General features: G+C 65.1%; 19 protein-coding genes and 2 pseudogenes. 15 read left to right on the plus strand and 6 right to left on the minus strand.

From position 1 onward, the window contains the following. Complete coding sequence (locus tag F7R02_RS05385) at window positions 1–1,245, minus strand: efflux RND transporter periplasmic adaptor subunit (RefSeq protein ID WP_078589543.1); 1,245 nt, start codon at window positions 1,243–1,245, stop codon at window positions 1–3. A gap of 259 nt (window positions 1,246–1,504) precedes the next feature. On the opposite strand from F7R02_RS05385, the gene F7R02_RS05390 reads away from it, so the two are divergent. The 5 genes and pseudogenes from F7R02_RS05390 to F7R02_RS05410 all read left to right on the plus strand — a co-directional run bounded on the left by F7R02_RS05390 (window position 1,505) and on the right by F7R02_RS05410 (window position 7,428). Further along, window positions 1,505–2,812: a M20 family metallopeptidase gene (locus tag F7R02_RS05390; RefSeq protein WP_003484547.1), complete on the plus strand. Its 1,308-nt coding sequence runs from the start codon at window positions 1,505–1,507 to the stop codon at window positions 2,810–2,812. A gap of 157 nt (window positions 2,813–2,969) precedes the next feature. Continuing rightward, window positions 2,970–3,785 (plus strand): NADPH-dependent 7-cyano-7-deazaguanine reductase QueF, encoded by an 816-nt coding sequence (gene queF, locus F7R02_RS05395; RefSeq protein ID WP_078589541.1) that lies wholly within the window; start codon window positions 2,970–2,972, stop codon window positions 3,783–3,785. A gap of 102 nt (window positions 3,786–3,887) precedes the next feature. Further along, window positions 3,888–4,181: a LysM peptidoglycan-binding domain-containing protein gene (locus tag F7R02_RS05400; RefSeq protein ID WP_003484545.1), complete on the plus strand. Its 294-nt coding sequence runs from the start codon at window positions 3,888–3,890 to the stop codon at window positions 4,179–4,181. Between the two features lie 104 nt (window positions 4,182–4,285). Next, window positions 4,286–4,842 (plus strand): annotated as a pseudogene (locus tag F7R02_RS05405) (hypothetical protein). Between the two features lie 354 nt (window positions 4,843–5,196). Next, window positions 5,197–7,428: an NADP-dependent isocitrate dehydrogenase gene (locus F7R02_RS05410; protein WP_078589539.1), complete on the plus strand. Its 2,232-nt coding sequence runs from the start codon at window positions 5,197–5,199 to the stop codon at window positions 7,426–7,428. Window positions 7,429–7,499: 71 nt separating this feature from the next. Here F7R02_RS05410 and F7R02_RS05415 read toward each other — a convergent pair whose 3' ends face one another. After that, window positions 7,500–7,760 carry a hypothetical protein gene (locus tag F7R02_RS05415; protein WP_078589537.1) on the minus strand — a complete coding sequence of 87 codons (261 nt, stop codon included), beginning with the start codon at window positions 7,758–7,760 and terminating at the stop codon, window positions 7,500–7,502. A 101-nt stretch (window positions 7,761–7,861) separates the two neighbouring features. Here F7R02_RS05415 and F7R02_RS05420 point away from each other — a divergent pair, with 101 nt between their 5' ends. Continuing rightward, entirely contained in the window at window positions 7,862–8,809 is a 948-nt protein-coding gene (locus tag F7R02_RS05420) for a LysR substrate-binding domain-containing protein (protein WP_078589535.1), read from the plus strand. Further along, window positions 8,806–10,545: a bifunctional isocitrate dehydrogenase kinase/phosphatase gene (aceK, locus tag F7R02_RS05425; protein ID WP_078586402.1), complete on the plus strand. Its 1,740-nt coding sequence runs from the start codon at window positions 8,806–8,808 to the stop codon at window positions 10,543–10,545. The genes F7R02_RS05420 and aceK overlap by 4 nt, the downstream gene beginning before the upstream one ends. A 339-nt stretch (window positions 10,546–10,884) precedes the next feature. On the opposite strand, the gene rho is transcribed toward aceK, so the two are convergent. Further along, window positions 10,885–12,765, minus strand: a complete 1,881-nt coding sequence (gene rho, locus F7R02_RS05430) for a transcription termination factor Rho (RefSeq protein ID WP_033485545.1) — start codon at window positions 12,763–12,765, stop codon at window positions 10,885–10,887. Window positions 12,766–12,980: 215 nt separating this feature from the next. Beyond that, the gene (gene trxA, locus F7R02_RS05435; RefSeq protein ID WP_005923050.1) at window positions 12,981–13,322 is read right to left on the minus strand and encodes a thioredoxin TrxA; all 342 of its coding nucleotides are present in this window, start codon (window positions 13,320–13,322) and stop codon (window positions 12,981–12,983) included. A 198-nt stretch (window positions 13,323–13,520) separates the two neighbouring features. Between trxA and rhlB the strand changes: the two genes are divergently transcribed. The 6 genes from rhlB to rpoH all read left to right on the plus strand — a co-directional run bounded on the left by rhlB (window position 13,521) and on the right by rpoH (window position 19,596). Further along, complete coding sequence (gene rhlB / locus F7R02_RS05440) at window positions 13,521–15,239, plus strand: ATP-dependent RNA helicase RhlB (protein ID WP_003484502.1); 1,719 nt, start codon at window positions 13,521–13,523, stop codon at window positions 15,237–15,239. A 75-nt stretch (window positions 15,240–15,314) separates the two neighbouring features. Next, the gene (ftsE, locus tag F7R02_RS05445) at window positions 15,315–16,001 is read left to right on the plus strand and encodes a cell division ATP-binding protein FtsE (protein WP_003484499.1); all 687 of its coding nucleotides are present in this window, start codon (window positions 15,315–15,317) and stop codon (window positions 15,999–16,001) included. After that, entirely contained in the window at window positions 15,998–16,948 is a 951-nt protein-coding gene (gene ftsX / locus F7R02_RS05450; protein WP_003484495.1) for a permease-like cell division protein FtsX, read from the plus strand. The genes ftsE and ftsX overlap by 4 nt, the downstream gene beginning before the upstream one ends. 8 nt (window positions 16,949–16,956) lie before the next feature. Further along, on the plus strand, window positions 16,957–17,799 hold the full coding sequence (locus tag F7R02_RS05455; RefSeq protein WP_005927293.1) for a response regulator: 843 nt from the start codon (window positions 16,957–16,959) through the stop codon (window positions 17,797–17,799). Next, window positions 17,796–18,521: a uracil-DNA glycosylase gene (ung, locus tag F7R02_RS05460; protein WP_005911429.1), complete on the plus strand. Its 726-nt coding sequence runs from the start codon at window positions 17,796–17,798 to the stop codon at window positions 18,519–18,521. The genes F7R02_RS05455 and ung overlap by 4 nt, the downstream gene beginning before the upstream one ends. Window positions 18,522–18,720: 199 nt before the next feature. Beyond that, window positions 18,721–19,596 (plus strand): RNA polymerase sigma factor RpoH, encoded by an 876-nt coding sequence (gene rpoH / locus F7R02_RS05465; RefSeq protein ID WP_005911428.1) that lies wholly within the window; start codon window positions 18,721–18,723, stop codon window positions 19,594–19,596. A 78-nt stretch (window positions 19,597–19,674) separates the two neighbouring features. Here the strand turns inward: rpoH and F7R02_RS05470 are convergent, their stop codons facing one another. Together F7R02_RS05470 and F7R02_RS05475 are read right to left on the minus strand one after the other, a co-directional pair. Next, window positions 19,675–20,289 carry a trimeric intracellular cation channel family protein gene (locus F7R02_RS05470; protein ID WP_005923058.1) on the minus strand — a complete coding sequence of 205 codons (615 nt, stop codon included), beginning with the start codon at window positions 20,287–20,289 and terminating at the stop codon, window positions 19,675–19,677. 52 nt (window positions 20,290–20,341) lie between these two features. After that, a pseudogene (locus tag F7R02_RS05475) lies at window positions 20,342–21,634 on the minus strand (NAD(P)/FAD-dependent oxidoreductase). A 118-nt stretch (window positions 21,635–21,752) separates the two neighbouring features. Between F7R02_RS05475 and F7R02_RS05480 the strand changes: the two are divergent. Both F7R02_RS05480 and F7R02_RS05485 read left to right on the plus strand, forming a co-directional pair. Continuing rightward, window positions 21,753–22,289: a hypothetical protein gene (locus F7R02_RS05480; protein WP_078589533.1), complete on the plus strand. Its 537-nt coding sequence runs from the start codon at window positions 21,753–21,755 to the stop codon at window positions 22,287–22,289. Then, window positions 22,286–23,092: an NYN domain-containing protein gene (locus F7R02_RS05485; RefSeq protein ID WP_139370889.1), complete on the plus strand. Its 807-nt coding sequence runs from the start codon at window positions 22,286–22,288 to the stop codon at window positions 23,090–23,092. Before F7R02_RS05480 ends, F7R02_RS05485 begins: the two co-directional genes overlap by 4 nt. Window positions 23,093–23,119: the final 27 nt, after the last annotated feature.

Here is a 23,119-nt window from a genome sequence, read left to right on the forward strand (position 1 = left end):
TTAGCGCGGACCGCCGCCACGACGGCCGCCGGGGCCACCACCACGGCTCTGTTTGTCCTTCGCGGCCTTGAGTTCGGCCTCGGTCGGTTCCGGCGGCGTCTCGCCCGGCTTGAGCGCGCTGACCTTGCTGCCCGGTTTCAGGCGGAACTGGCCTTCGGTCACCACCCGCTCGCCGGGCTTGAGGCCCTTGGTGATCTGCACATGGCTGTCGTCCACTTCCACGCCCTGCACCACGGTGCGCATCTGTGCGGTGTTGTCGCTGCCCACCACGTACACGTAATCACCGTCAGGGCCGCGCTGCACCGACTGGGACGGCACCACGGTACCGCCGGCGATGGTGCGCAGCTGCAGGCGCACATTGACGAACTGGCCCGGCCATAGCGCGTTGTCGGTGTTGTTGAAGATCGCGCGTGCGCCGAAGGTGCCGCTGTCGGCGGAGATGCGGTTGTCGATCACATCCAGCTTGCCGTCGCTGCTGATCACATGCGCATCGCCGCGATCCAGTGCCGCCACGGCCAGTGGCGCCGCCGTCTGACCGGTACGCACTGCCTGCAACTCACGCTCGGGCAGGTTGAAAGACACGTAGATCGGGCGGATCTGGGTCAGGGTGACGATCGTGGAGCTGCTGGTGACGATGTTGCCCACGTCCACGCCACGGATGCCGGCGATGCCGTCGATCGGCGCAGTGACGCGGGTGAACTGCAATTGCACCTGCGCCGAGCGCATCTGCGCATCGTTGGCCGCAACCGCGGCCTCGTACTGGGCCACCTGGTTGCGTTGGGTATCCAGATCCGTGCGCGAGACATACTGCTTGTAGGCCGGGTCGTTGGAACGCTGGTAATTCACCCGCGAGGTCGCCAACAGCGCCTGGTTCTGGCGTTTGGCCGCCAGTGCCTGATCGTAGCTGGCCTGCAGCGTGCGCGGATCGATCTGCGCCAGCAGATCGCCCTTCTTCACTTCCTGGCCTTCCTTGAAATTCAGGCTCATCAGCTGGCCGCCCACCTGCGGGCTGACCGTGACCGTATTGAGCGCGGTGACCGTACCCAGCGCGCTGGCATAGACCGGAACGTCCTGCGTGGTGGCCGCCACCACCGTCACCGGTACCGGGCCGCTGTTCTCCGGGTCATTGCCGTCCGGCGCGCCTGCGCGCTTGCCGTGATTGCCCCCACCCATCATCCGCACTGCGACGAACACCACGACGAGCACCGCGACAACCAGCAGCGTGACCTTCCAAAAACGCGACATGCGACAACTCCTGAGGGCGGGCCGGGCGCGTGGATGCGACCGTGGGGGCGGCTGTGCAAAGCATATCGTTGCGCTCTCCCAATTGAGCGTTACTGAAGTAACGGCTCGGCTGGCGAAACGACCGCAACGGTCACACTTGCACTGCAGCGGCAACGCGCCACGGCGACCGCGGTTGACCGCCGGGCTGAATCGGGCCCCACTACAGCCCATCCGGCACGCGCCTGCACTACATTAGGCAACCATCTTTTGAGGATTGCCGATGCGCCCCTCCCGCTTGCTGACCAGCGCGCTGCTGCTCGCCCTGCCCATGCTCGCCACCGCGCAGACTGCGCAGCGGCCCGACGTTCAGGCCGCTGCCGCCCCGCTGCAGGCCAAGGTGGTGCAGTGGCGCCGCGACTTCCACCAGCACCCGGAGTTGTCCAACCGCGAGGAGCGCACGGCCGCCACCGTGGCCGCGCAGCTGCGCAAGCTGGGCCTCAAGCCGCGCACCGGCATCGCCCATCACGGCGTGGTTGCCATCATCAAGGGCGCCAAGCCGGGGCCGAAGATCGCGCTGCGTGCGGACATGGACGCGCTGCCGGTGACAGAGCAGACCGGGCTGCCGTTCGCTTCCAAGGCCACTGCCGAATACCGCGGCGAGCAGGTCGGGGTGATGCATGCCTGCGGCCACGATGCGCACACCGCCATCCTGCTCGGCGTGGCCGAAGCGCTGGTGGGCATGCGCGAGCAGTTGCCCGGCGAGGTGATGCTGATCTTCCAGCCCTCCGAAGAAGGCGCCCCAGGCAACGAAGAGGGCGGCGCCTCGCTGATGCTCAAGGAAGGCCTGTTTGCCGACTTCAAGCCGCAGGCGGTGTTCGGCCTGCATGTGTTCTCCAGCGTGCAGGCCGGCAAGATCGCGGTGCGCAGCGGCCCGCTGATGGCGGCCTCGGACCGCTTCGCGATCAAGATGATCGGCCGCCAGACCCATGGCTCGGCGCCGTGGAACGGCATCGACCCGATCGTGGCCAGCGCCGACATGATCGGCGCCGCGCAAACGGTGATCAGCCGCCGCGCCAACCTGTCCAAGCAGCCGGCGGTGCTCAGCTTCGGCGCGATCAAGGGCGGCATCCGCTACAACATCATCCCCGACGATGTGGAAATGGTCGGCACCATCCGCACCTTCGACGAGGGCATGCGCCAGCAGATCTTTGCCGATCTCAAGAACGTGGCCGAACACACCGCCGCCGCGCATGGGGCCAAGGTCCAGGCGCAGGTGCCGGATCAGCCGGGCAATCCGGCCACTGTCAACGACCCCGCACTGACGGCCAGGATGCTGCCAAGCCTGCAGGCCGTGGTGGGTGCCGACAATGTGTACGAACCGCCGTTGCAGATGGGCGCTGAAGATTTCTCGTTCTACGCCCAGCAGGTTCCGTCGATGTTCTTCTTCGTCGGCTCCACCGCCAAGGGTATCGACCCGGCCACCGCACCCAGCAACCATTCGCCGCAGTTCCTGCTGGACGAGTCGTCGCTGGATGTGGGCTTGCGCGCGCTGTTGCAGGTGTCGCTGGATTATCTGCAGCAGGGGTGATGGGGAATGGGGAATCGTCCGTGGCTGGGCGATTCCCGCTTTCGCTGGTTGGGCCGGTGGCTCGATTCTAGAGCGGCGATCTTCGGGTTTTCCATTCGCTCTCTGTCACGCGTTGCCATACACCTCACGGCCAGCCCGTGCGGCCTAAAATGGCGACATGAATACCCCAGAAGATTCCACCCTCGGTCGTGAGGTCGCCTATCCGAGCGGCTACGACCCGTCGTTGCTGTTTCCGATTCCGCGTGCGGCCGGGCGCCAGGCCATCGGGCTGACTGGTGACCTGCCGTTTATCGGCCGCGATCGCTGGCACGCCTACGAACTCAGCTGGCTCGATGCACAGGGCAAGCCCTGCGTAGCCACCGCCACCTTGCACGTGCCCTGCGATTCGCCCTCGTTGATCGAATCCAAGTCGCTCAAGCTGTATCTCAACTCGCTCAACGCCACCCGCTTCAACAGCGCCGAAGCGGTGCGCACGCGCATTGCGACCGACCTGTCCACGCGCGCCGGTGCCGATGTGGCGGTAGAGTTCGGCCTGCCGCCGATCGATGCGGTGGGCGAGGGCGAATCGATCGACGCGCTGGATGTCAGCATCGACGATTACGGCCCGCCGAACGCGACCTATCTCTGCGCGCATGCGCAGCCAGTGGTGGAAGAAGTGCTGACCTCGGCCTTGCTCAAATCCAATTGCCCGGTGACTGGCCAGCCGGACTGGGCCAGCCTCACCTTGCGTTACCGCGGCGCACCGATCGATCGCGAGGGATTGCTGCGTTATCTGGTGAGTTTCCGCGACCACGCCGAGTTTCATGAGCAATGCGTCGAGCGCATCTTCAACGACGTGCTGACGCAGTGCGCGCCGCAGTGGCTGCTGGTGGAAGCGCGCTACACACGTCGTGGCGGCCTGGACATCAATCCGCTGCGCAGCTCGGCCAGTGTCCCGACGCCGCTGTCGATTTTCCGCGACCTGCGTCAGTAGATCGCGCTCATGCGGGATCGCGCGGGCTTCACGGCGGCGCGATCCATGCTTAACAGCGCCCCGCGCACCCTGCTGACACCGCGATGCACAGGGATTGCAGCAATGAGTGTCGACAAGAAGGCAGATTTCTCCAACGTCACCTCATCGGTCGATAGCACCGCCGAGGTGACGCCTGCGCCCGATTTTTCCAACGTGCGCACCAGTGTACAAAGCACCGCACAGCTCGTTGAAGAATCGGTGACCGTCCAGGCCGGCGACAGCCTCTCCAGTATTGCCAAGCGCCATCTAGGCGACGGCAATCTGTGGCCACGTATTTTCGAAGCCAACCGCGAAACGCTGCAGGACCCGGACAAGATCTTTCCCGGGCAGGTGCTGCGCTTGCCCGCAAAGTCGTAACGGCGGGTCGGCTTCCAGTCGCTGGCGGCAACGTCATTCAACAAACCCAGAAACCAACTCGAACACTGCCACTGCAGGCGTTCTGGCTACCGGAGAATCGATTTATGCGTACTACCTCTGTTTCGAGCAGCTTGGCCCTGGCGTTGGCGGGCGTTCTCGCCGTGTCTGGCTGCAGCAAGAAGGCCGACGACGACAGCGTTTCCAAAGACCCCACTTCCGGTGCCGCGACCGAAGCGATGCCGGCCCGGCCGCCACCCCGCCGGCGAGCGATCAGGCAGCCCAGGGCAGCGCAACCGGTGCGGCCAGCACCGATGGCGGTGCTGCGACGGGTAGCGCAGTGACGGTGTCCAGCGTGGCCGTCGGCACCCAGGCCGCAGCCGACAAGACGGTGACCCCGGGGACCAGTGTCGGCAGCAAAGACACCATCATCGTCTCGGTCAAGACGGACGGCAGCGCGAGCAACGTGGCCGTATCGGCAAAGCTGACCTACCAGGATGGCCAGGTGGCTGGCGAACAGAACGCGACGTTGAACACCACCGGTGCCGAAACCACCAACCTGAGCTTCAGCAAGCCCGATGGCTGGCCGGCCGGCACCTACACCGCGCAGGTCATGGTGGACGGCAAGCCTGCAGGCAATCCGCAGACCATCACCGTCAAGTAAGGTTGGGCGACATTGGCGATGTACAGCATCGGTGCGCGTCGCCGCCGATCCCGTCGACCGACGGCTCGACATTTCACTGAGCCACGCAAACAGGGCGCGACCGATCAAGTCGCGCCTTTTTGTTGCATCGCATTTGTTTCAGCTGCATCCATGTCGATTGCCCTGGTGACGGGACGAAGCATCCGCCTGTGGTCGCTTTACCCGGGCGCGGCTCAGACGCGACAATGCCGTGCTGATCCATCGCCGCATCCAACCCTGGCTAACCGGTGTGCATCAACGACCCCCGTCGCGCGCACCACTGCCATCGTCCGTGAATGCCGGCGCTCCTCCCGACCACAAGAGCCATCGCACCTCATGTCGAAGACACCGAAGATCCTGTACACGCTCACCGACGAAGCACCCTACCTGGCCACGCAGTCGCTGCTACCGATCATCGATGCCTACACCGATACCGCCGGCATCGTGGTCGAAACGCGCGATATCTCGCTGGCCGGGCGCATTCTTGCGCTGTTCCGCGAGCATTTGAGCGACACGCAGAAGATCGCCGACGACCTGGCCGAACTGGGCGAGCTGGCCACCACGCCGGAAGCCAACATCATCAAGCTGCCCAACATCAGCGCCTCGGTGCCGCAGCTTAAGGCCGCGATCAAGGAGCTGCAAGGCCAGGGCTACGCGTTGCCGGCGTATCCGGACGAGCCCAAGGATGCTGCGGAAAAAGACATCAAGGCGCGCTACGACAGGGTCAAGGGCAGCGCGGTGAATCCGGTGCTGCGCGAGGGCAATTCCGATCGTCGTGCACCGCTGTCGGTGAAGAATTACGCACGCAAGCACCCGCATCGCATGGGCAAGTGGAGCAGCGATTCCAAGTCGCACGTGTCGCACATGGAGTCCGGCGATTTCTTCGGTAGCGAGCAGTCCGCCACCATCGCCGACGCCGGCACGTTGAAGATCGAATTCGTCGGTGCCGATGGCAGCAGCACCGTGCTGAAAGACAAGGTCGCGGTCAAAGCCGGCGAAATCGTCGACGCTGCGGTGTTGAGCAAGCGCGCTCTGGCCAGCTTCATCGACGCGCAGATTGCCGATGCCAAGGCCTGCGACGTGCTGTTCTCGGTGCATCTGAAAGCCACCATGATGAAGGTCTCCGACCCGGTGCTGTTCGGCGTGGTGGTCGGCGAGTTCTACAAGGACACGCTGAGCAAGCATGCCGATGCGCTCAAGTCGGTCGGCTTCGATCCCAACAACGGCATCGGCGATCTGTACGCACGCATCGGCACGTTGCCGGAAGAGCAGCAGGTACAGATCACTGCCGATATCCAGGCCGAATACGCGCAGCGTCCGGGCCTGGCGATGGTCAATTCGGACAAGGGCATCACCAACCTGCATGTGCCCAGCGACGTGATCGTCGATGCTTCCATGCCGGCGATGATTCGCGACTCCGGCCAGATGTGGAACGCGCAAGGCAAGTTGCAGGACACCAAGGCGGTGATTCCGGATCGTTGCTACGCGGACGTATATCAGGCGGTAATCGACGACTGCAAGGCGCACGGCGCGTTCGATCCGTCCACGATGGGCTCGGTGCCCAACGTGGGGCTGATGGCGCAGAAGGCCGAAGAATATGGCTCGCACGACAAGACCTTCCAGATGTCCGGCGCCGGCACCGTCAAGGTCACCGATGGCAACGGCAAAACGGTGTTCGAGCACGCAGTGGAAGCCGGCGATCTGTGGCGCATGTGCCAGGTCAAGGACGCGCCGATCCAGGATTGGGTGAAGCTGGCCGTGGAGCGCGCCCGCCTGAGCGAGACGCCGGCCGTGTTCTGGCTGGACAAGGCGCGCGCGCACGATGCGCAGGTGATCGCCAAGGTCGAGCAGTATTTGAAGGATCACGACACCAACGGCCTGGATATCCGCATCCTGCCGCCAGTGGAAGCGACGACCTTCTCGCTGGAGCGCATCCGCAAGGGTCAGGACACCATCTCGGTCACCGGCAACGTGCTGCGCGACTACCTCACCGACCTGTTCCCGATCATGGAACTCGGTACCAGTGCCAAGATGCTGTCCATCGTGCCGCTGATGGCCGGCGGCGGCCTGTTCGAAACCGGTGCCGGTGGTTCGGCGCCCAAACATGTGCAGCAGTTCGTCGAAGAGAACTGCCTGCGCTGGGATTCGCTGGGTGAATTCCTGGCCCTGGCCGCGTCGCTCGAGCACCTGGGCAACCGTTACGACAACCCATCGGCCACCGTGCTGGCCAAGGCGCTGGATGTCGCCAACGGTCAGTTCCTAGACAACAACAAGTCGCCCGCGCGCAAGGTCGGCGAGCTCGACAACCGCGGCAGCCACTTCTATTTGGCGATGTACTGGGCACAGGCCCTGGCTGCGCAGACCGAAGACATGGCTTTGCAGGCCAAGTTCGCGCCGCTGGCCAAGGCCCTGACCGAGAACGAAGCCACGATCGTGGCCGAGCTCAACGGCGCGCAGGGCAAGCCGGTGGAGATTGGCGGTTACTACCATCCCGACTTGGCCAAGGTCAGCGAGGCGATGCGCCCCAGCAAGACCTTCAACGACATCCTGGCCACGCTCAAGGCCTGAGTCGCCGCGCCGCCTGCTGTCTCCGCATGTCGTCTGCAGGGCCCGTCTCGGAAGAGACGGGCCTTTTCGTTTCAGCGAAACGGCGACAATCCCGTCACGCCACGCAGCAGGCGTCGGCTGAGCCGCGCCATGCGTCGCTCGCGCCGGGTTTGCGAAGGCGGATCGGTCATCGTCTGCACGTTTGGCTGTGGCCGCACGGGAGATCCAAGCGATTCCATTGCGGTGTGCCGTTGCATCGCCTCCACCGCCGTGTCCGGTTCCGCCAGGCGCTGGGCCAGCGCCACATCGGCAATGTGGCCGTGCTGAAACAACAGTTCGCTAAAGATGCGCATGACCCACCTCCACTTGAGTGGAATCCACAGTAGGCGCAGGCTAGGGGAGGTAAAAGCGAGGCTTTTACAAGTAAGTATTGAATTCCATTCAAGGGTTGGCCATGTCGCGTCCGCCGCTTCACGCATTGCAAGGCTTCGTCAGCGCGGTACGCCTGGGTAACCTGTCGCGCGCCGCTTGCGCGATGCATCTGACCGTCAGCGCACTTAGTCATCAGATGCGCGCGCTCGAACAACGGCTGGGATATCCGCTGCTGCAACGGCATGCGCGCGGCGTCACCGCCACGCCGCAGGGCCAACAACTGCTCGAGCGCATCGCACCGCATCTGGACGCCATCGTCGAGGCGTTCGAGCCCTTCGGTGCGCGTCGCGAAGACACCCTGACGCTGAGTCTCACGCCGTCGATGGCATCGGCCTGGCTGGTGCCGCGCCTGGGCGAATTTCTGGCAAGTCATCCCACCATCGAAATCAACCTGCTGTCGAGCGAGCGGCTGGTGGATTTCGAGCGCCAGCAGCAAGTGGATGCCGCCATGCGTATCGGCGCCGGGCAATGGCCTGGCGTCATCGCCGAGCCATTGTTCGACGAATGGCTGGTGCCCATGGCTAGCCCGGCCCTGATCGCCCGCATGGGCGGCGTGGAGGCGCCACCCTTGCATCAGTGGCCACTGCTGGGCGACCCGGATGACGCCTGGTCGCGCTGGTTCGCGGCGTTCGGCGGCGATGTGCCGCGACGCTATGTCGCCGTGCTCGACGAATCGGAGGCACACCATCGTGCCGCGCTGGATGGCGTCGGCGTCGCACTGGGGCGCGTGACGCGCGCGCGTCTGTTGCTGGCGTCCGGTCAGCTGGTGGCGTTGTCCACGCAACGGCTCAAGACCAGTTGGTCGCATTACCTGGTGTATCCGCCGCGTTCCAGCACCCATGGCGGGTTTCTCGCGTTTCGCACCTGGCTACAGGGCCAGGCGCGCGAACACGCCGCGCATGCGCAACAGGCGACCGCCACGCCATTGGCCGCGCGCCGCCGCAAGCGCTCCGGGACACCGTCGCCATGAACCATCCATCGTTGCCACCACAATCCGAGCGCCGTGCGCTGGCGATCGCCCAGGCCGTGTACGAAGCGTTCGAGGACTATCACGCGCGCTTTTCCGAAATCACCGCATGCGCCAAACAGCGGTTCGAAACACGCGATTGGAGCGGCGCGCGCGAAGACGCAGTGGCGCGCATCGCGCTCTACGACCAATACATCGCCGAATGCATGTTGCGTCTGCGCGCAGTACTGCTGGGTCAGGCGCACGACCGCGCGCTATGGATGCGTGCGCGCGATCGTTACGCTGCGTTGCTGAGCGGGTTGATCGACCAGGAGTTGTACAAGACGTTCTACAACACCCTGACCCGGCGCTACTTCGGTACCCACGGGGTCGATGCGGACATCGAATTCATCGCGCTGGATATCGAACCGACCGACGCCATCACCGTGCCTGTTGCGCGCCACACCTATGCGGTCTCGCCCGGCCGCTTGACCGACATGCTGGTGCGGGTGCTGGGCGACTACGCGTTCGCCGTGCCGTATGCGCACCGCACCCGCTGCGCGGCTGCCATCGCGGTGCGTCTGCTAGACGACCTGGCGCATTGGGGCGAGCATCCGGTGCGCAGCGTGGAATTGCTGGAGACGGTATTCTATCGCGAGCGGCGTGCGTATCTGGTCGGACGCGTGTTCGGCGAACATCGCTTTTCGCCATGCGTGATCGCGCTGATCAACGACGACGCCGGCCTGCGCGCCGAAGCGGTGCTGACCCGACGCAGCGATGTCGCGCAATTGTTCAGTAACTCGCGCAGCTATTTTCAAGCCGACCTGTCCACTGTCGGCGATGCGGTGGTGTTCCTGCGCAGCCTGCTCACCCACAAGCCGGTCGATGAGCTATACACGATGCTGGGCCGCGCCAAGCAGGGCAAGACCGAGCGTTACCGCACGTTTTTCAGCCATTTTCAGGCGCATCCATCCGAACAGCTGGTGCACGCCGATGGCACTCCCGGCATGGTCATGGTGGTCTTTACGCTGCCCAGTTATCCGCTGGTCTTCAAACTCATTCGCGACCGCTTTGCGTATCCCAAAACCATGAGCCGCGCGCAGGTGGAGGGTAAGTACGAATTGGTCTTCCAGCTTGATCGCATTGGCCGCCTGCTCGACGCGCAGCCGTATCGTTTCCTGCGTTTCCCCAAGGCGCGCTTTTCGCCGGCGCTGCTGCAAGAGCTGCAGACCAGCTGCGCGATGAGCCTGAGCGAAGACGGCGACGATGTCCTGATCGCACTGTGCTATGTGCAGCGCCGGTTGCGCCCGTTGAATTTGTACCTGCGCGAACAGTTGCCCGAAGCCGCGCATGCCGCAGCGCTGGACTACGGCCAAGCCATCAAGGACATGGCGCGCAACAACATCTTTCCCGGCGACATGTTGCTGAAGAATTTCGGCATTACCCGCCATCAGCGCGCGGTGTTCTACGACTACGACGAGCTGTGCCTGATCACCGAATGCAACTTCCGCGATTGGCCGACACCCGCCACCTACGAAGAACAGATGGCCGCAGAACCCTGGTTCCATGTCGGCCCGCGCGACGTCTTTCCCGAGCGCTTCGCCTTGTTCATGGGCCTGCCCTCCTCGCAACTGGAAGCGCTCAAGCACCAGCACCCGGAACTGTTCGACCCACGCTGGTGGCGCGACCTGCAGAGCCGGCTTCGCGACGACGATTATCCCGACACCCCGCCATATGCGGAGTCGCGCAGGCTGGCCTAGAGCGTTGCGGAGCGCTCGCCGCGCAGCTTACCTTGGCGCCAGCCCAGCCAAGCCGGCGCCACGCAGCACCCGCTCCGCACCGCTGGCGGCCAACGCATCTCATCTCAACGTGCATCACACGCTCTAGCGATTTACCGACAGCGGCAGGACGAGCGACGACCCGGATGCGCTGCCTGCCAGTGGATTGTTCTCCGCACGCGGAGAAGGTGTTCGCCTGGTCACACCGCTGCAAGGAAGTTGAGAGCGGCTGACGGAGGACACTAAAGGCTGCGCGACAGTCGCCTCACACAAAAAAGCCCCGCAATGCGGGGCTTTTTCGTCTCGATAAACCGATTGAACTCAGCGCTTCATCGAACTGAAGAACTCGTCGTTGGACTTGGTGGTCTTCATCTTGTCCAACAGGAATTCCATTGCTGCGATTTCGTCCATCGGGTGCAGCAGCTTGCGCAGGATCCAGATCTTCTGCAGCAACTCCGGCTCGATCAGCAGATCTTCGCGACGCGTGCCCGAACGGTTGATGTCGATTGCCGGGTACACGCGCTTTTCGGTGATGCGACGGTTCAGATGCACTTCGCTGTTGCCGGTGCCCTTGAACTCTTCGTAGATCACCTCGTCCATCTTGCTGCCGGTTTCCACCAGCGCCGTGGCGATGATGGTCAGCGAGCCGCCTTCTTCCACGTTACGCGCCGCGCCGAAGAAGCGCTTCGGGCGGTGCAACGCATTGGCATCCACACCGCCGGTGAGCACCTTGCCGGAGCTGGGCACCACGTTGTTGTAGGCACGCGCCAGGCGGGTGATGGAGTCCAGCAGGATCACCACGTCCTTCTTGTGCTCGACCAGGCGCTTGGCCCGCTCGATCACCATCTCGGCGACCTGCACGTGACGCGCAGCCGGCTCGTCGAACGTGGAGGAGATGACTTCGCCGCGCACGGTGCGCTGCATTTCGGTCACTTCTTCCGGGCGCTCGTCGATGAGCAGCACGATCATGTGCACTTCGGGATGATTGGTGGTGATGGCCGTGGCCACCTGCTGCATCATCATCGTCTTACCGGCCTTGGGCGGGGAGACAATCAGCGCACGCTGACCCTTGCCCTGCGGTGCCATCAGATCGAGGATGCGGCCGGTGATGTCCTCGGTGGAACCATCGCCACGCTCCAGACGGAAGCGGCGGCGCGGGAACAGCGGGGTCAGGTTCTCGAACAGGACCTTGTTCTTGCTCGCTTCCAGCGGCTCGCCATTGATGGTGTCGACGATCGACAGCGCGAAATAGCGTTCGCCGTCCTTCGGGAAGCGGATGCGGCCGGAGAGGTGGTCGCCGGTACGCAGGTTGAAGCGGCGGATCTGGCTGGGCGAAATATAGGTATCGTCCGGGCCGGCCAGGTAGCTGGCTTCTGCCGCACGCAGGAAACCGAAGCCGTCGGGCAGAATTTCCAGCACGCCGTCGGCGGCAACGCCTTCACCATGACGGGTCAGCACCTTGAGCAGGGCGAAGATCACGTCCTGCTTGCGCGCACGCGCCACGCCTTCCTGAATATTGAGCTGGTCGGCGATATCCAGCAGCTTCTGCGCCGGCATCCGCTTGAGGTCGCTCAGCGAATACACCGGAAAACCTTCCGGCACGGCCGGATGCGGACGCGCGATGAACGGTTCGTTGCTGCCGTCGGACGAGGGCATGCCGCCGTCGTTGCCGAAGCGGTCGCGCGGGCCGCGATCGCGGCGGTTGCGGAACCGGTCACGGCGGTTGCCCTGCTGGTTCTGGCCTTGCTGGTTTTGACCCTGACCCTGACCGCCCTGGCCTTGCTGATGCTGGCCGGCGTTTTGGTTCTGGTTCTGGCCCTGCTGCTGACCTTGGCCTTGGCCCTGGTTCTGGCCTTGATTCTGGTTCTGCTGTTGCTGCGCCTGATTGAAGCGCTGCTGCTGCGACTGGCCGCCCTCGCGGGGCTCGCCGTGGGTGTCGCTGCCGTGGCCGGCGCTGGGCGCCTGACCGGCCTGGGCGCCATCGCTGGACGTCTGCGCCGGTGCCGGATCGGCAGCGCGCGACGGTGCCTGCGCGGCACGGGGTGCTTCGGGTGCGGGACTGGCGGGCAAGGGCAGGTTGGGCTGCTGTGCGCCAGCCTCTTCAGTGGCGGCGGCGGTCTTGCTCACGCGCGGCTTGCGCACGCGCTTCTCGACGGGAGCGTCGACGCTGCTCCCGGTATCGGAGGAAGGATGATCGGACAAGTGCGTGATTCCTCGCTAAGGTGCGAGCGCCCAACTAGGGGGCGAACTGGTGGTAGATGGGAGTCTAGAAGAGGTTCTAGAGGGTGCGGCGGCGCACGAACGTGTGCCGGACCAACTGACAGTATCACCGCCGCGCGTTGCCGCGCAAGCGTCTTGCCGGGCACGATTTAACTGCCGGCGCATCATCGGGCGCCCATTGCTGGACGCCCGCTTGCTCAGGCGGCCGCGCCACCCAGGGTCTTGTCGATCATCTGGGTCAGCTGGCCCTTGCCGACGGCACCGATCTGGGTCGCCTGCACCTGCCCGTCCTTGAACAGCAACAGCATCGGAATCGAGCGCACGTGGTACTTGATGGCCAGCGCACGGTTCTGGTCCACATTGACCTTGGCGACCTTGAGGCGGCCCTGATAGGTGTCGGCCAGATCGTCCAGCACCGGGGCGATCATCTTGCATGGGCCGCACCACTCGGCCCAGAAATCCACCAGAACCGGTTCGCCCGATTGCAGCACAGCTGTGTCGAAGTCGGCATCGCCGACATGTTGAACCTTATCGCTCACCTTGGGTCTCCTGGAAACCAAAACGGCCCACCCGAACGGGCAGGCCGCTACATTGCGCTAAACTGGGGCATTGCGTGACTGAATCAAGTGTCAGTCCTGAAGCCGCGCTGTCCGCCACAACAGCCGCAGTTTGCGACGCTGTCGGCATCGATGCAAGCCGCGCCCGGGCTGCCCAGGGCGCCTCACGAAGACGGAATAATGAGCGACAAACCGCTGACCGATGTGACCTTTTCCTCGTTCGACCTGCATCCGGCCTTGATCGCCGGGCTGGAGAGCGCCGGGTTTACCCGCTGTACCCCGATCCAGGCGCTGACCTTGCCGGTCGCGCTGCCGGGCGGCGATGTCGCCGGCCAGGCCCAGACCGGTACCGGCAAGACCTTGGCATTTCTGGTCGCGGTGATGAATCGGCTGCTGATCCGCCCGGCCCTGGCCGACCGCAAGCCGGAAGACCCGCGCGCGCTGATCCTGGCGCCGACCCGCGAGCTGGCGATCCAGATCCACAAGGATGCGGTCAAGTTCGGCGCCGACCTGGGCCTGCGCTTTGCGCTGGTCTACGGCGGGGTGGACTACGACAAGCAGCGCGAGCTGTTGCAGCAGGGCGTGGACGTGATCATCGCCACCCCGGGCCGCCTGATCGACTACGTCAAACAGCACAAGGTGGTCTCGCTGCACGCCTGCGAGATCTGCGTGCTGGACGAAGCCGACCGCATGTTCGATCTGGGCTTCATCAAGGACATCCGCTTCCTGCTGCGGCGCATGCCCGAGCGCGGCACCCGGCAGACGTTGTTGTTCTCGGCCACCCTCAGCCACCGCGTGCTGGAGCTGGCCTACGAGCACATGAACGAGCCGGAGAAGCTCGTTGTCGAAACCGAAAGCATCACCGCCGCGCGGGTGCGCCAGCGCATCTATTTCCCGTCCGACGAAGAGAAGCAGACGCTACTTTTGGGCTTGCTGTCGCGCAGCGAAGGCGCGCGCACCATGGTGTTCGTCAACACCAAGGCCTTCGTGGAGCGCGTGGCGCGCACCCTGGAGCGGCATGGCTACCGGGTGGGTGTGCTGTCGGGCGATGTGCCGCAGAAGAAGCGCGAGTCGCTGCTCAACCGCTTCCAGAAAGGCCAGCTCGAAATCCTGGTCGCCACCGACGTGGCCGCGCGCGGTCTGCATATCGACGGCGTCAAGTACGTCTACAACTACGACCTGCCGTTCGACGCCGAAGACTACGTCCACCGCATCGGCCGCACCGCGCGTCTGGGCGAGGAAGGCGATGCGATCAGCTTCGCCTGCGAACGCTATGCGATGAGCCTGCCCGACATCGAGGCCTACATCGAGCAGAAGATTCCGGTCGAGCCGGTGACGTCCGAACTGCTGACGCCGCTGCCGCGCGCGCCACGCGTGCCGGTGGAAGGCGAAGAGGCCGACGATGACGCTGCTGGCGACAGTGTGGGCACGATCTTCCGCGAAGCGCGCGAGCAGCGTGCCGCCGAAGAACAGCGTCGCGGTGGTGGGCGCGGTGGCCCCGGCGGGTCGCGTAGCGGCAGTGGCGGTGGTCGCCGCGATGGCGCAGGTGCCGATGGCAAGCCGCGTCCGCGTCGCAAGCCACGGGTGGAAGGCCAAGCGCCTGCAGCTGCGGCGTCGACCGAACATCCGGTGGTTGCTGCAGTAGCGGCACAGGCACCTTCCGCGGGCGTGGCCGATGCCGAGCGCGCACCACGCAAGCGTCGGCGTCGGCGTAACGGTCGTCCGGTCGAGGGTGCCGAGCCGGCAGTGGCATCCACGCCGGTTCCCGCGCCTGCCGCACCGCGCAAGCCCACCCAGGTGGTTGCCAAGCCGGTGCGTGCCGCCGCCAAGCCGTCGGGTAGCCCGTCGCTGCTCAGCCGGATCGGCCGCCGACTGCGTTCGCTGGTCTCCGGCAACTGACCGTTTGCGGCATTGATCGCATCGCCGCGCATCGGCGATGCGACGCAAGCACTGGCGCTCCGGCATAATCGCTGAATGACCGTTCTGCGTTTCGACAACGTCAGCAAGCACTACGCCGGTGGCCACCAGGCGCTGACCGATGTCAGCTTCGAAGTGGCCGATGGCGAGATGCTGTTCGTGACCGGCCATTCCGGCGCCGGCAAAAGTACCTTGCTCAAACTGATCCACCTCAGCGAACGCCCGAGTCAGGGCGCGGTGCTGCTGGGCGAACGTAACCTGCTCAAGGTGCGTGGCCGGCAGATTCCGCTGCATCGGCGTCAGGTGGGCGCGGTCTATCAGGACCACCGTCTGCTCAACGACCGCAGCATCGCCGAGAACGTGGCCTTGCCGCTGATCTTGCGCGGCACCCGGCGTGCCGAGATCGGCAAACGCGTGCGCTCGGCATTGGAGCGCATCGGTCTGGCCCATCGCGAGAAAGCCCTGCCGTCGCAATTGTCTGCCGGTGAGCAGCAACGCGTTGGCATCGCGCGCGCCATCGTCGGCGAACCGCGGCTGCTGGTGGCAGATGAGCCCACCGGCAATCTCGACCCCGCACTGGCCGCGGAAATCATGCAGTTGTTCGCCGAACTCCCGGCCCGTGGCACCAGCGTGCTGGTGGTCAGCCACGACCTGGCGCTGCTCAAGCAGATGCGCAAGCGCGTGCTGATTCTGGATCACGGCCGCCTGGTCGACGACATCTCGCCGCAGGACCTGGCCGAATGAGCAAGCCCGCCAATACCGAAACCGTCGCGCCGTCGCGGTTCGGCGTGTGGATCGACCATCATCTGCACAGCATCGCCTTCAGCCTGGGCCGTGCGATGCGCAAGCCGTGGGCCACCTTGTTGACCATCGTGGTGATGGCCCTGGCGCTAGCCCTGCCGTTGGGGCTGTCGATCGCGCTGGATAACGTCAAGCTGCTGGCCGGCAGCGTGCAGCAATCGCGCGAGATCAATCTGTTCCTGAAGGTCGACGTGGCCGCCGATGCGGCGCAGGCGCTGGCCGGCGAGCTGCGTGCACGTCCGGATGTGGCCAAGGTCACGCTGCGTACGCCCGAACAGGGTTTGGCCGAGCTGCGCGAGAGCGCCAAGCTCGATGAAGCGGCCGATGCGCTGGGCGACAACCCGCTGCCCACCTTGTTGATCGTCACTCCCGCCGATGCGACCGACGACGCGCAGCTGGCCGGTGCGCTACAGGCGCTGCCGCAGACCGATCAGGTGCAGCACGACGCGCTGTGGCGCAAGCGCCTGGATGGCTGGTTGCATTTCGGCGAGCGCCTGGTCCAGGTATTGTCTGCCCTGCTCGGGATCGGTGCGGTGCTGGTGGTCGGCAACACCGTGCGGCTGGATATCCAGTCGCGGCGCGAAGAAATCGGCGTGCTGCAGTTGCTCGGCGCCAGCGATGGCTTCATCCGTCGTCCGTTCTTGTATCTGGGCGCGTGGTACGGACTCGGCGCCGGCGCTGTCGCGCTCGCTCTGATCGCCGCCTCGGGCCTGGCATTGCGTGCGCCGTTGGCGACATTGGCCGACAGTTACGGCAGTTCTTTTACCCTGCATGGGCTGGATCTGTTGCATTCTGCGATGGTGCTGGTCGGCACCTTAGTCCTGGGTTGGTTGGGTGCCTGGCTGGTGACCGGCCATTTCCTTCGCCAGACCCGTCCTACCGAGACCTGAGGCCTGCCATGCACCCACCAGATCTCAAACACCTGATCAGCGACGCGCCGCGCGTGATGGTGGTCGATGGCTCCAAGTTGGTGCGCAAGCTGATTGCCGACGTGCTCAAGCGCGACCTGCCCAATGTGCAGGTGATCGGCTGTTCCAACATTGCCGAAGCGCGTCAGGCGCTGGAAGCCGGCGCGGTGGATCTGGTCACCACCTCGCTGTCGCTGCCCGATGGCGACGGCCTGACCCTGGCGCGCAGCGTGCGCGAAACCGCCGGGCAGGCCTATGTCCCGGTGATCGTGGTCTCCGGCGATGCGCAGCAGCATCTGGTGGAGCGCCGTTTCACCGAGTACGTCACCGATTATTTCGACAAGGCGCTGGGCCATGAAGCCCTGGCGACCTTCATCCGCGGCTACGTGCAGCCCGAGCCGGTGGTGGGCGCGACCGTGCTCTACATTGAAGACAGCCGCGTGGTGGCCGAGGCGACCAAGCGCATGCTCGAACGCCAGAGCCTGAAAGTGGTGCACGTGCTCACCGCCGAAGATGCCTTTGCGCTGCTCACCGCCGAATCGCTGGGCCGCACCGAGCGCCGAATCGACGTGGTGCTGACCGACGTGACGCTGAAGGGCGAGCTCAACGGCCGCGACGTGGTCGAGCGTATCCGCATCGACTTCGCCTACGGCAAGCGCCGCCTGCCTGTGCTGGTGATGACCGGCGACACCAACCCGCGCAATCAGTCCGAATTGCTGCGCGCCGGTGCCAACGATCTGGTGCAAAAACCGATCGAAGAGCGCTTGCTGGTGACCAAGGTGTTGTTCCAGCTGCGCCTGGCACGCCTGGAGGATCAGGCTGTCACGCTATGACTGAAGGGGAAGGACGCATCCAGCTGGAACCGTCGTGGAAGGCAAGGGTGGGCGACTGGCTGCTGCGCCCGCAGATGCGGGAGCTGTCGGCGTTCCTGCGCCAGCGCAAGGCGGCCGGGGCGCGGGTGTTTCCGCCCGGCCCGCAGATCTTCGCCGCCTTCGACGCGACACCGTTCGAGCAAGTCAAGGTGGTGATCCTGGGCCAGGACCCGTATCACGGCGAAGGTCAGGCGCATGGGCTGTGCTTCTCGGTACTGCCCGGCGTGCCGGTGCCGCCGTCGCTGCTCAATATCTACAAAGAGATCCAGGACGACCTGGGGATCGCGCGGCCGGATCACGGCTACCTGATGCCCTGGGCGCGCCAGGGCGTGCTGCTGCTCAATGCGGTGCTGACGGTGGAGCAGGGACGCGCCGGGGCCCACCAGAACAAGGGCTGGGAAGGCTTCACCGATCATGTGGTGGAAACCCTCAACCGCGAGCGCGAAGGGCTGGTGTTCCTGCTGTGGGGCAGCTATGCGCAGTCCAAGGGCAAGGTCATCGACCAGACGCGCCACCGGGTCTTGAAGGCGCCGCATCCTTCGCCGCTGTCGGCGCACCGCGGCTTCCTGGGCTGCCAGCATTTTTCCAAGACCAACGACCATTTGCGGCGGCGTGGTCTGAGCCCGATCGACTGGTCGCTGCCACCGCGCAGCGCGCTGGACCTCACCTCCGCCGGCGCCTGAACGACGCTCCCGTACATTCCGTTGCGCAACCAGTTTGTCACGGTTTGCATAGGGGCTTGGTGATACGGTAAGCCTCGAATTTGGGGTGCCGGGCTGTAGAACACCGGCGATGCCAAAAGCCCGAACGTCCTATAAATGGAATGCTGGGAACTCTTTCTGTACCCGGCAGTCCAATAGTTCGACTGCTAAGATGGTGCCTATGAACCAGACTACCTCGACTGCCCTTGTGGCAAACAATCTCCCGATTCCCAGTGCGCTCGGTTCGCTGGACGCCTACATCGGTGCCGTGCACCAGATCCCGGTGCTGTCGGTCGATGAGGAGCAGGATCTGGCCCGTCGCTTTCGCGACGAGCTGGATCTGGACGCCGCGCGCGAACTGGTCCATTCCCACCTGCGCTTCGTGGTGCACGTTGCCCGCGGCTACAACGGCTACGGCCTGCCGCTGGGCGACCTGATCCAGGAAGGCAATATCGGCCTGATGAAGGCGGTCAAGCGCTTCGACCCGGACATGGGCGTGCGCCTGGTCAGCTTCGCGGTGCACTGGATCCGTGCCGAGATGCACGAGTTCATCCTGAAGAACTGGCGCATCGTCAAGGTCGCCACGACCAAGGCGCAGCGCAAACTGTTCTTCAACCTGCGCAAGTCCAAGACCCGTCTGGGCTGGCTCAATGCGTCCGAAGTGACTGCGGTTGCCAAGGACCTGAACGTCTCCGAGCGTGAAGTGATGGAAATGGAGTCGCGCCTGTCCGGTCGCGATATCGGTTTCGACGCGTCGTCGGACGAAGACGACGATCACGGCCCGCCGTCGCCGGTGAGCTACCTGGTCGCCAATGAAGAAGATCCGTCGCAGGCGTACGAGCGTCACGACAGCGAAGACAACCAGCTGCAGCTGCTGCGCGAAGGTATGGCTGGCCTGGACGCGCGCTCGCGCGACATCGTCAAGCGCCGCTGGCTGGATTCCGATTCCAAGGTGACGCTGCAGGAACTGGCAGACGAATACGGCGTGTCAGCCGAGCGCATCCGTCAGATCGAAGCGAATGCGCTGAAGAAGATGAAGGCGCTGTTCGTCGCCTGATCCTGTCGGTCTTGCGCGAGTGTTTGCACAGACGGCCCGGTTTTCCGGGCCGTCTGTCTATGTGGGGCTACGCGATTGCTACTCCGGCGAGCGCGCCACCGGCAGATGCCAGCCGTAGCGGATCGCCATGAAGCGCAGGCCGAAGCACACGCCGGCGCCGGTCGCCAACGACCAGGCCTGCGGCACATCCAGGACGTGCCCGACCGCGACCAGCCCGCCACCGGCAAGCGCGGCGACCGCGTACAGTTCGGCCTGCAACACCACCGGCGTGCGCGCCACCAGCAGATCGCGCGCAATGCCGCCGCCGATGCCGCTGAGCATGCCCAGCAATGTCGCGCTCAACGGGGTGAGGTGATAGTCCAGCGCCTTGCTGGTGCCATAGACCGCAAACAGCGCCAGCCCGGCGGCATCGAAGATCTGCACCGGATTGCGCAGGCGCTCCACCGCTGCATGCCAATAGAACCCGGCCACGCCGGCCAGGCAGGCCACCAGCAGATACTGCGGCTGCACCAGCGCGGCCGGCGGGGTGGCGCCGATCAGCACATCGCGCACGATGCCGCCGGACACCGCGGCCGCGCAGGAGAGCACCAGCACGCCGAACAGGTCCAGACGGTTGCGTACCGCCACGGTCGCCCCGCTCAGGGCGAACACGAAGGTGCCGAGCAGATCCAGCAGGAACAGGACAGTTGCCACGATCAGGCCATCGCATCAGGCCGCACAGCATCGCGCACGGCCTGCGCCGCTGTCATCCGTCCTTGCTGCTGGGCGGAGGATCGTCTGTGGCGCCGCCGAAGATGATGCGCGCGGCGCGCTGGTAGCTCCAGTACGCCATCGCCCAGTTCACCAGCACCACGAACCGGTTGCGGAAGCCGATCAAAAAGTACACGTGCGCAGCCAGCCAGAACTACCAGGCGACGACGCCGGACAGCTTGAGCTTGCCCACATGCACGATCGCGGCCATGCGGCCGATCGTGGCCAGGTTGCCGTAGTCCTGGTAGCGGAACGCCGGCGCGGTCTGGCCGCGCTGCCGCGCACGGATTGCCTTGGCGATGTGCTTGCCCATCTGCTTGGCGGCCGGTGCCACGCCCGGCACCGGGCGGCCGTCCTGCTGCACCGAGGCCAGATCGCCGCCGACGAAGATGTCCGGGTGGCCCGGCACGCTGAGGTCGGCTTCGACCAGCACGCGGCCGGCGCGATCCAGCGGCACGCCCAGCGTACGCGCCAGCGGCGAGGCGGCCACGCCGGCGGCCCACACCACGGTGCGGGCCGGCACGAAGGTGCCGCCGAGCTGGTAGCCCAATGCATCGATCTGCGTGACCGGAGTTCCGGTGTGCACCTCCACGCCCAGACGTTCCAACTGTTTGCGCGCCTTGGCGGTGAGATCTTCCGGAAACGAGGGCAGCACGCGCGGACCGGCTTCGACCAGCCGCACGCGCGCCTGCCGCGGGTCGATGTGGCGGAACTCGTTCTTGAGTGTGTGGCGGGCGATTTCGGCCAGAGTGCCGGCCAGTTCGACGCCGGTGGGCCCGCCGCCGACCACTGCAAAGCTCAGCCAGGCGGCGCGTGCGGCAGGGTCGGATTCGGCTTCTGCGCGTTCGAAGGCCAGCAGCAGCTTGCGCCGCAGCACCAGCGCGTCGTACAGCGTTTTCAGGCCAGGGGCGTGTTCGGCCCATTGGTCGTTGCCGAAATAGGCATGGGTGGCGCCGGTGGCCAGCAGCAACATGTCGTAGCCGAGCGTGCCGCCATCGGCCAACACCACCTCGCGGCGGCTTGGTGCGATATCGGTGACATCGCCGAGCAGTACTTCGACATTGCGTTGCTCGCGCAGGATGTGCCGCAGCGGCGCGGCGATGTCCGGTGCCGACAGGCCGGCGGTGGCCACCTGATACAGCAGGGGCTGGAACAGGTGGTGGTTCTGACGGTCGACCAGAGTGATGCGGATGCCGGGGTCGTCGAGCGCGCGGGTCGCCCATAAGCCGGCGAATCCGCCGCCAACCACAACCAGATGCAGCGGAGCTTGGGAGGGGAGAGAGGTCATCGTAAGGTCCGATGGAGTGCGACGCGGGCGTATCAGGATGCCGCATCGGCAATGAACATGCCGCGTGAGCGTGGCCCGCCTGCGGCATCATGTCGCATCTCCCGCTTCCGGCCACCCCATGTCGTCGCTCCCGCCGCCGTTGCCGCCGTTGTCGTCTGTGCCGCCCGCTGCACCGTCGCGGGCAGCGGGCGTCAAGAAGCCGCTCAGCAGTGTGGCGATCGGGCTGATTGGCGTGGCGACGTGTGTAGTGCTGTTCGGGACGCTGGTGCTCGGCGCGCTCATCTGGCTGATGTCGATCGGTTGGTCGCTGTTTGCCGATCAGGCGCGCAGTGCGCTGCAGGCCGATGCCGTGGTGCAGGAACATATCGGGCACATCCGCGACATGCAGGTGGATCTGTATCGCACCAGTCTGGCCCCGGGTAGCGACGAGTTCGTGTTCGATGTGGAAGGCGATCGCGGCACCGGGCGCGTGCACGCTACCTGGGTCAGCGACGGGGCAGAACGCGAGATCCTGAGTACGGGCGTGCTCACGCTGCGCGATGGCACCGAGTACACATTGCCGGCCGAGACCGACGTGGAGGAGAGTGAGATGGACACCGACACCGACACCGACACCGACTTCAAGACCGAATCTGCGAAGTCCCTGGAGCAATGAGCATGATCGACAACCCTGACAAACGCATCGCGCTGTTGATCGATGCGGACAATGCGCCGGCCGGCAAGATCGACGTGGTGCTGGCCGAAGTAGCGCGCTACGGCGTGGCCAACGTGCGCCGCGCCTACGGCAACTGGAAGAGCCCGCACCTGAAAGGCTGGGAGGCGGCGTTGCACGACTATGCGATCCGGCCGATCCAGCAATTTGCCTACAGTTCCGGCAAGAACGCCTCGGACATGGCAATGGTGATCGATGCGATGGACCTGTTGTACGCGCGCAATCTGGATGGATTTGCGATCGTCTCCAGCGATGCCGATTTCACGCCGCTGGTGATGCGCCTGCTGACCGACGGCATGAAGGTCTATGGCTTCGGCGAAAAGAAGACACCGGCGCCGTTCGTCAATGCGTGCTCCAAGTTCACCTATGTCGAGGCGCTCGGCGAGCAAGCTGCAGCCGCCAGCGAGACGGCTGCCGGTCGCAAGGACGCCACCGCATTACGTCGCGATACGCGTCTGGTCCAAATGCTGCGCAATTCGATCGTCAGCGCCTGCGAAGACGATGGCTGGGCGCTGCTGAGTGCAGTCGGCAAGCAGGTGGCCAACCAGGCCTCGTTCGATCCACGCAACTATGGCTATCGCAAACTCAGCGATCTGGTGCGCGCGATCGGCTTGTTCGAGATCAGGCAGGACGAACAGGCGTTGTGGGTGCGCGACACGCCCAAGAGTGGCCGCGGCAAACCGGCGCAACCGGCGGCTGCCAAGCGCCCGGCACGTGCGCCGGCCAAACCTGCAGCAGGGGGCTGAGCATGACGCAGGACGCAAATGTGCCCA

The organism is Xanthomonas cissicola (assembly GCF_008801575.1).
Lineage (GTDB): Bacteria > Pseudomonadota > Gammaproteobacteria > Xanthomonadales > Xanthomonadaceae > Xanthomonas > Xanthomonas cissicola.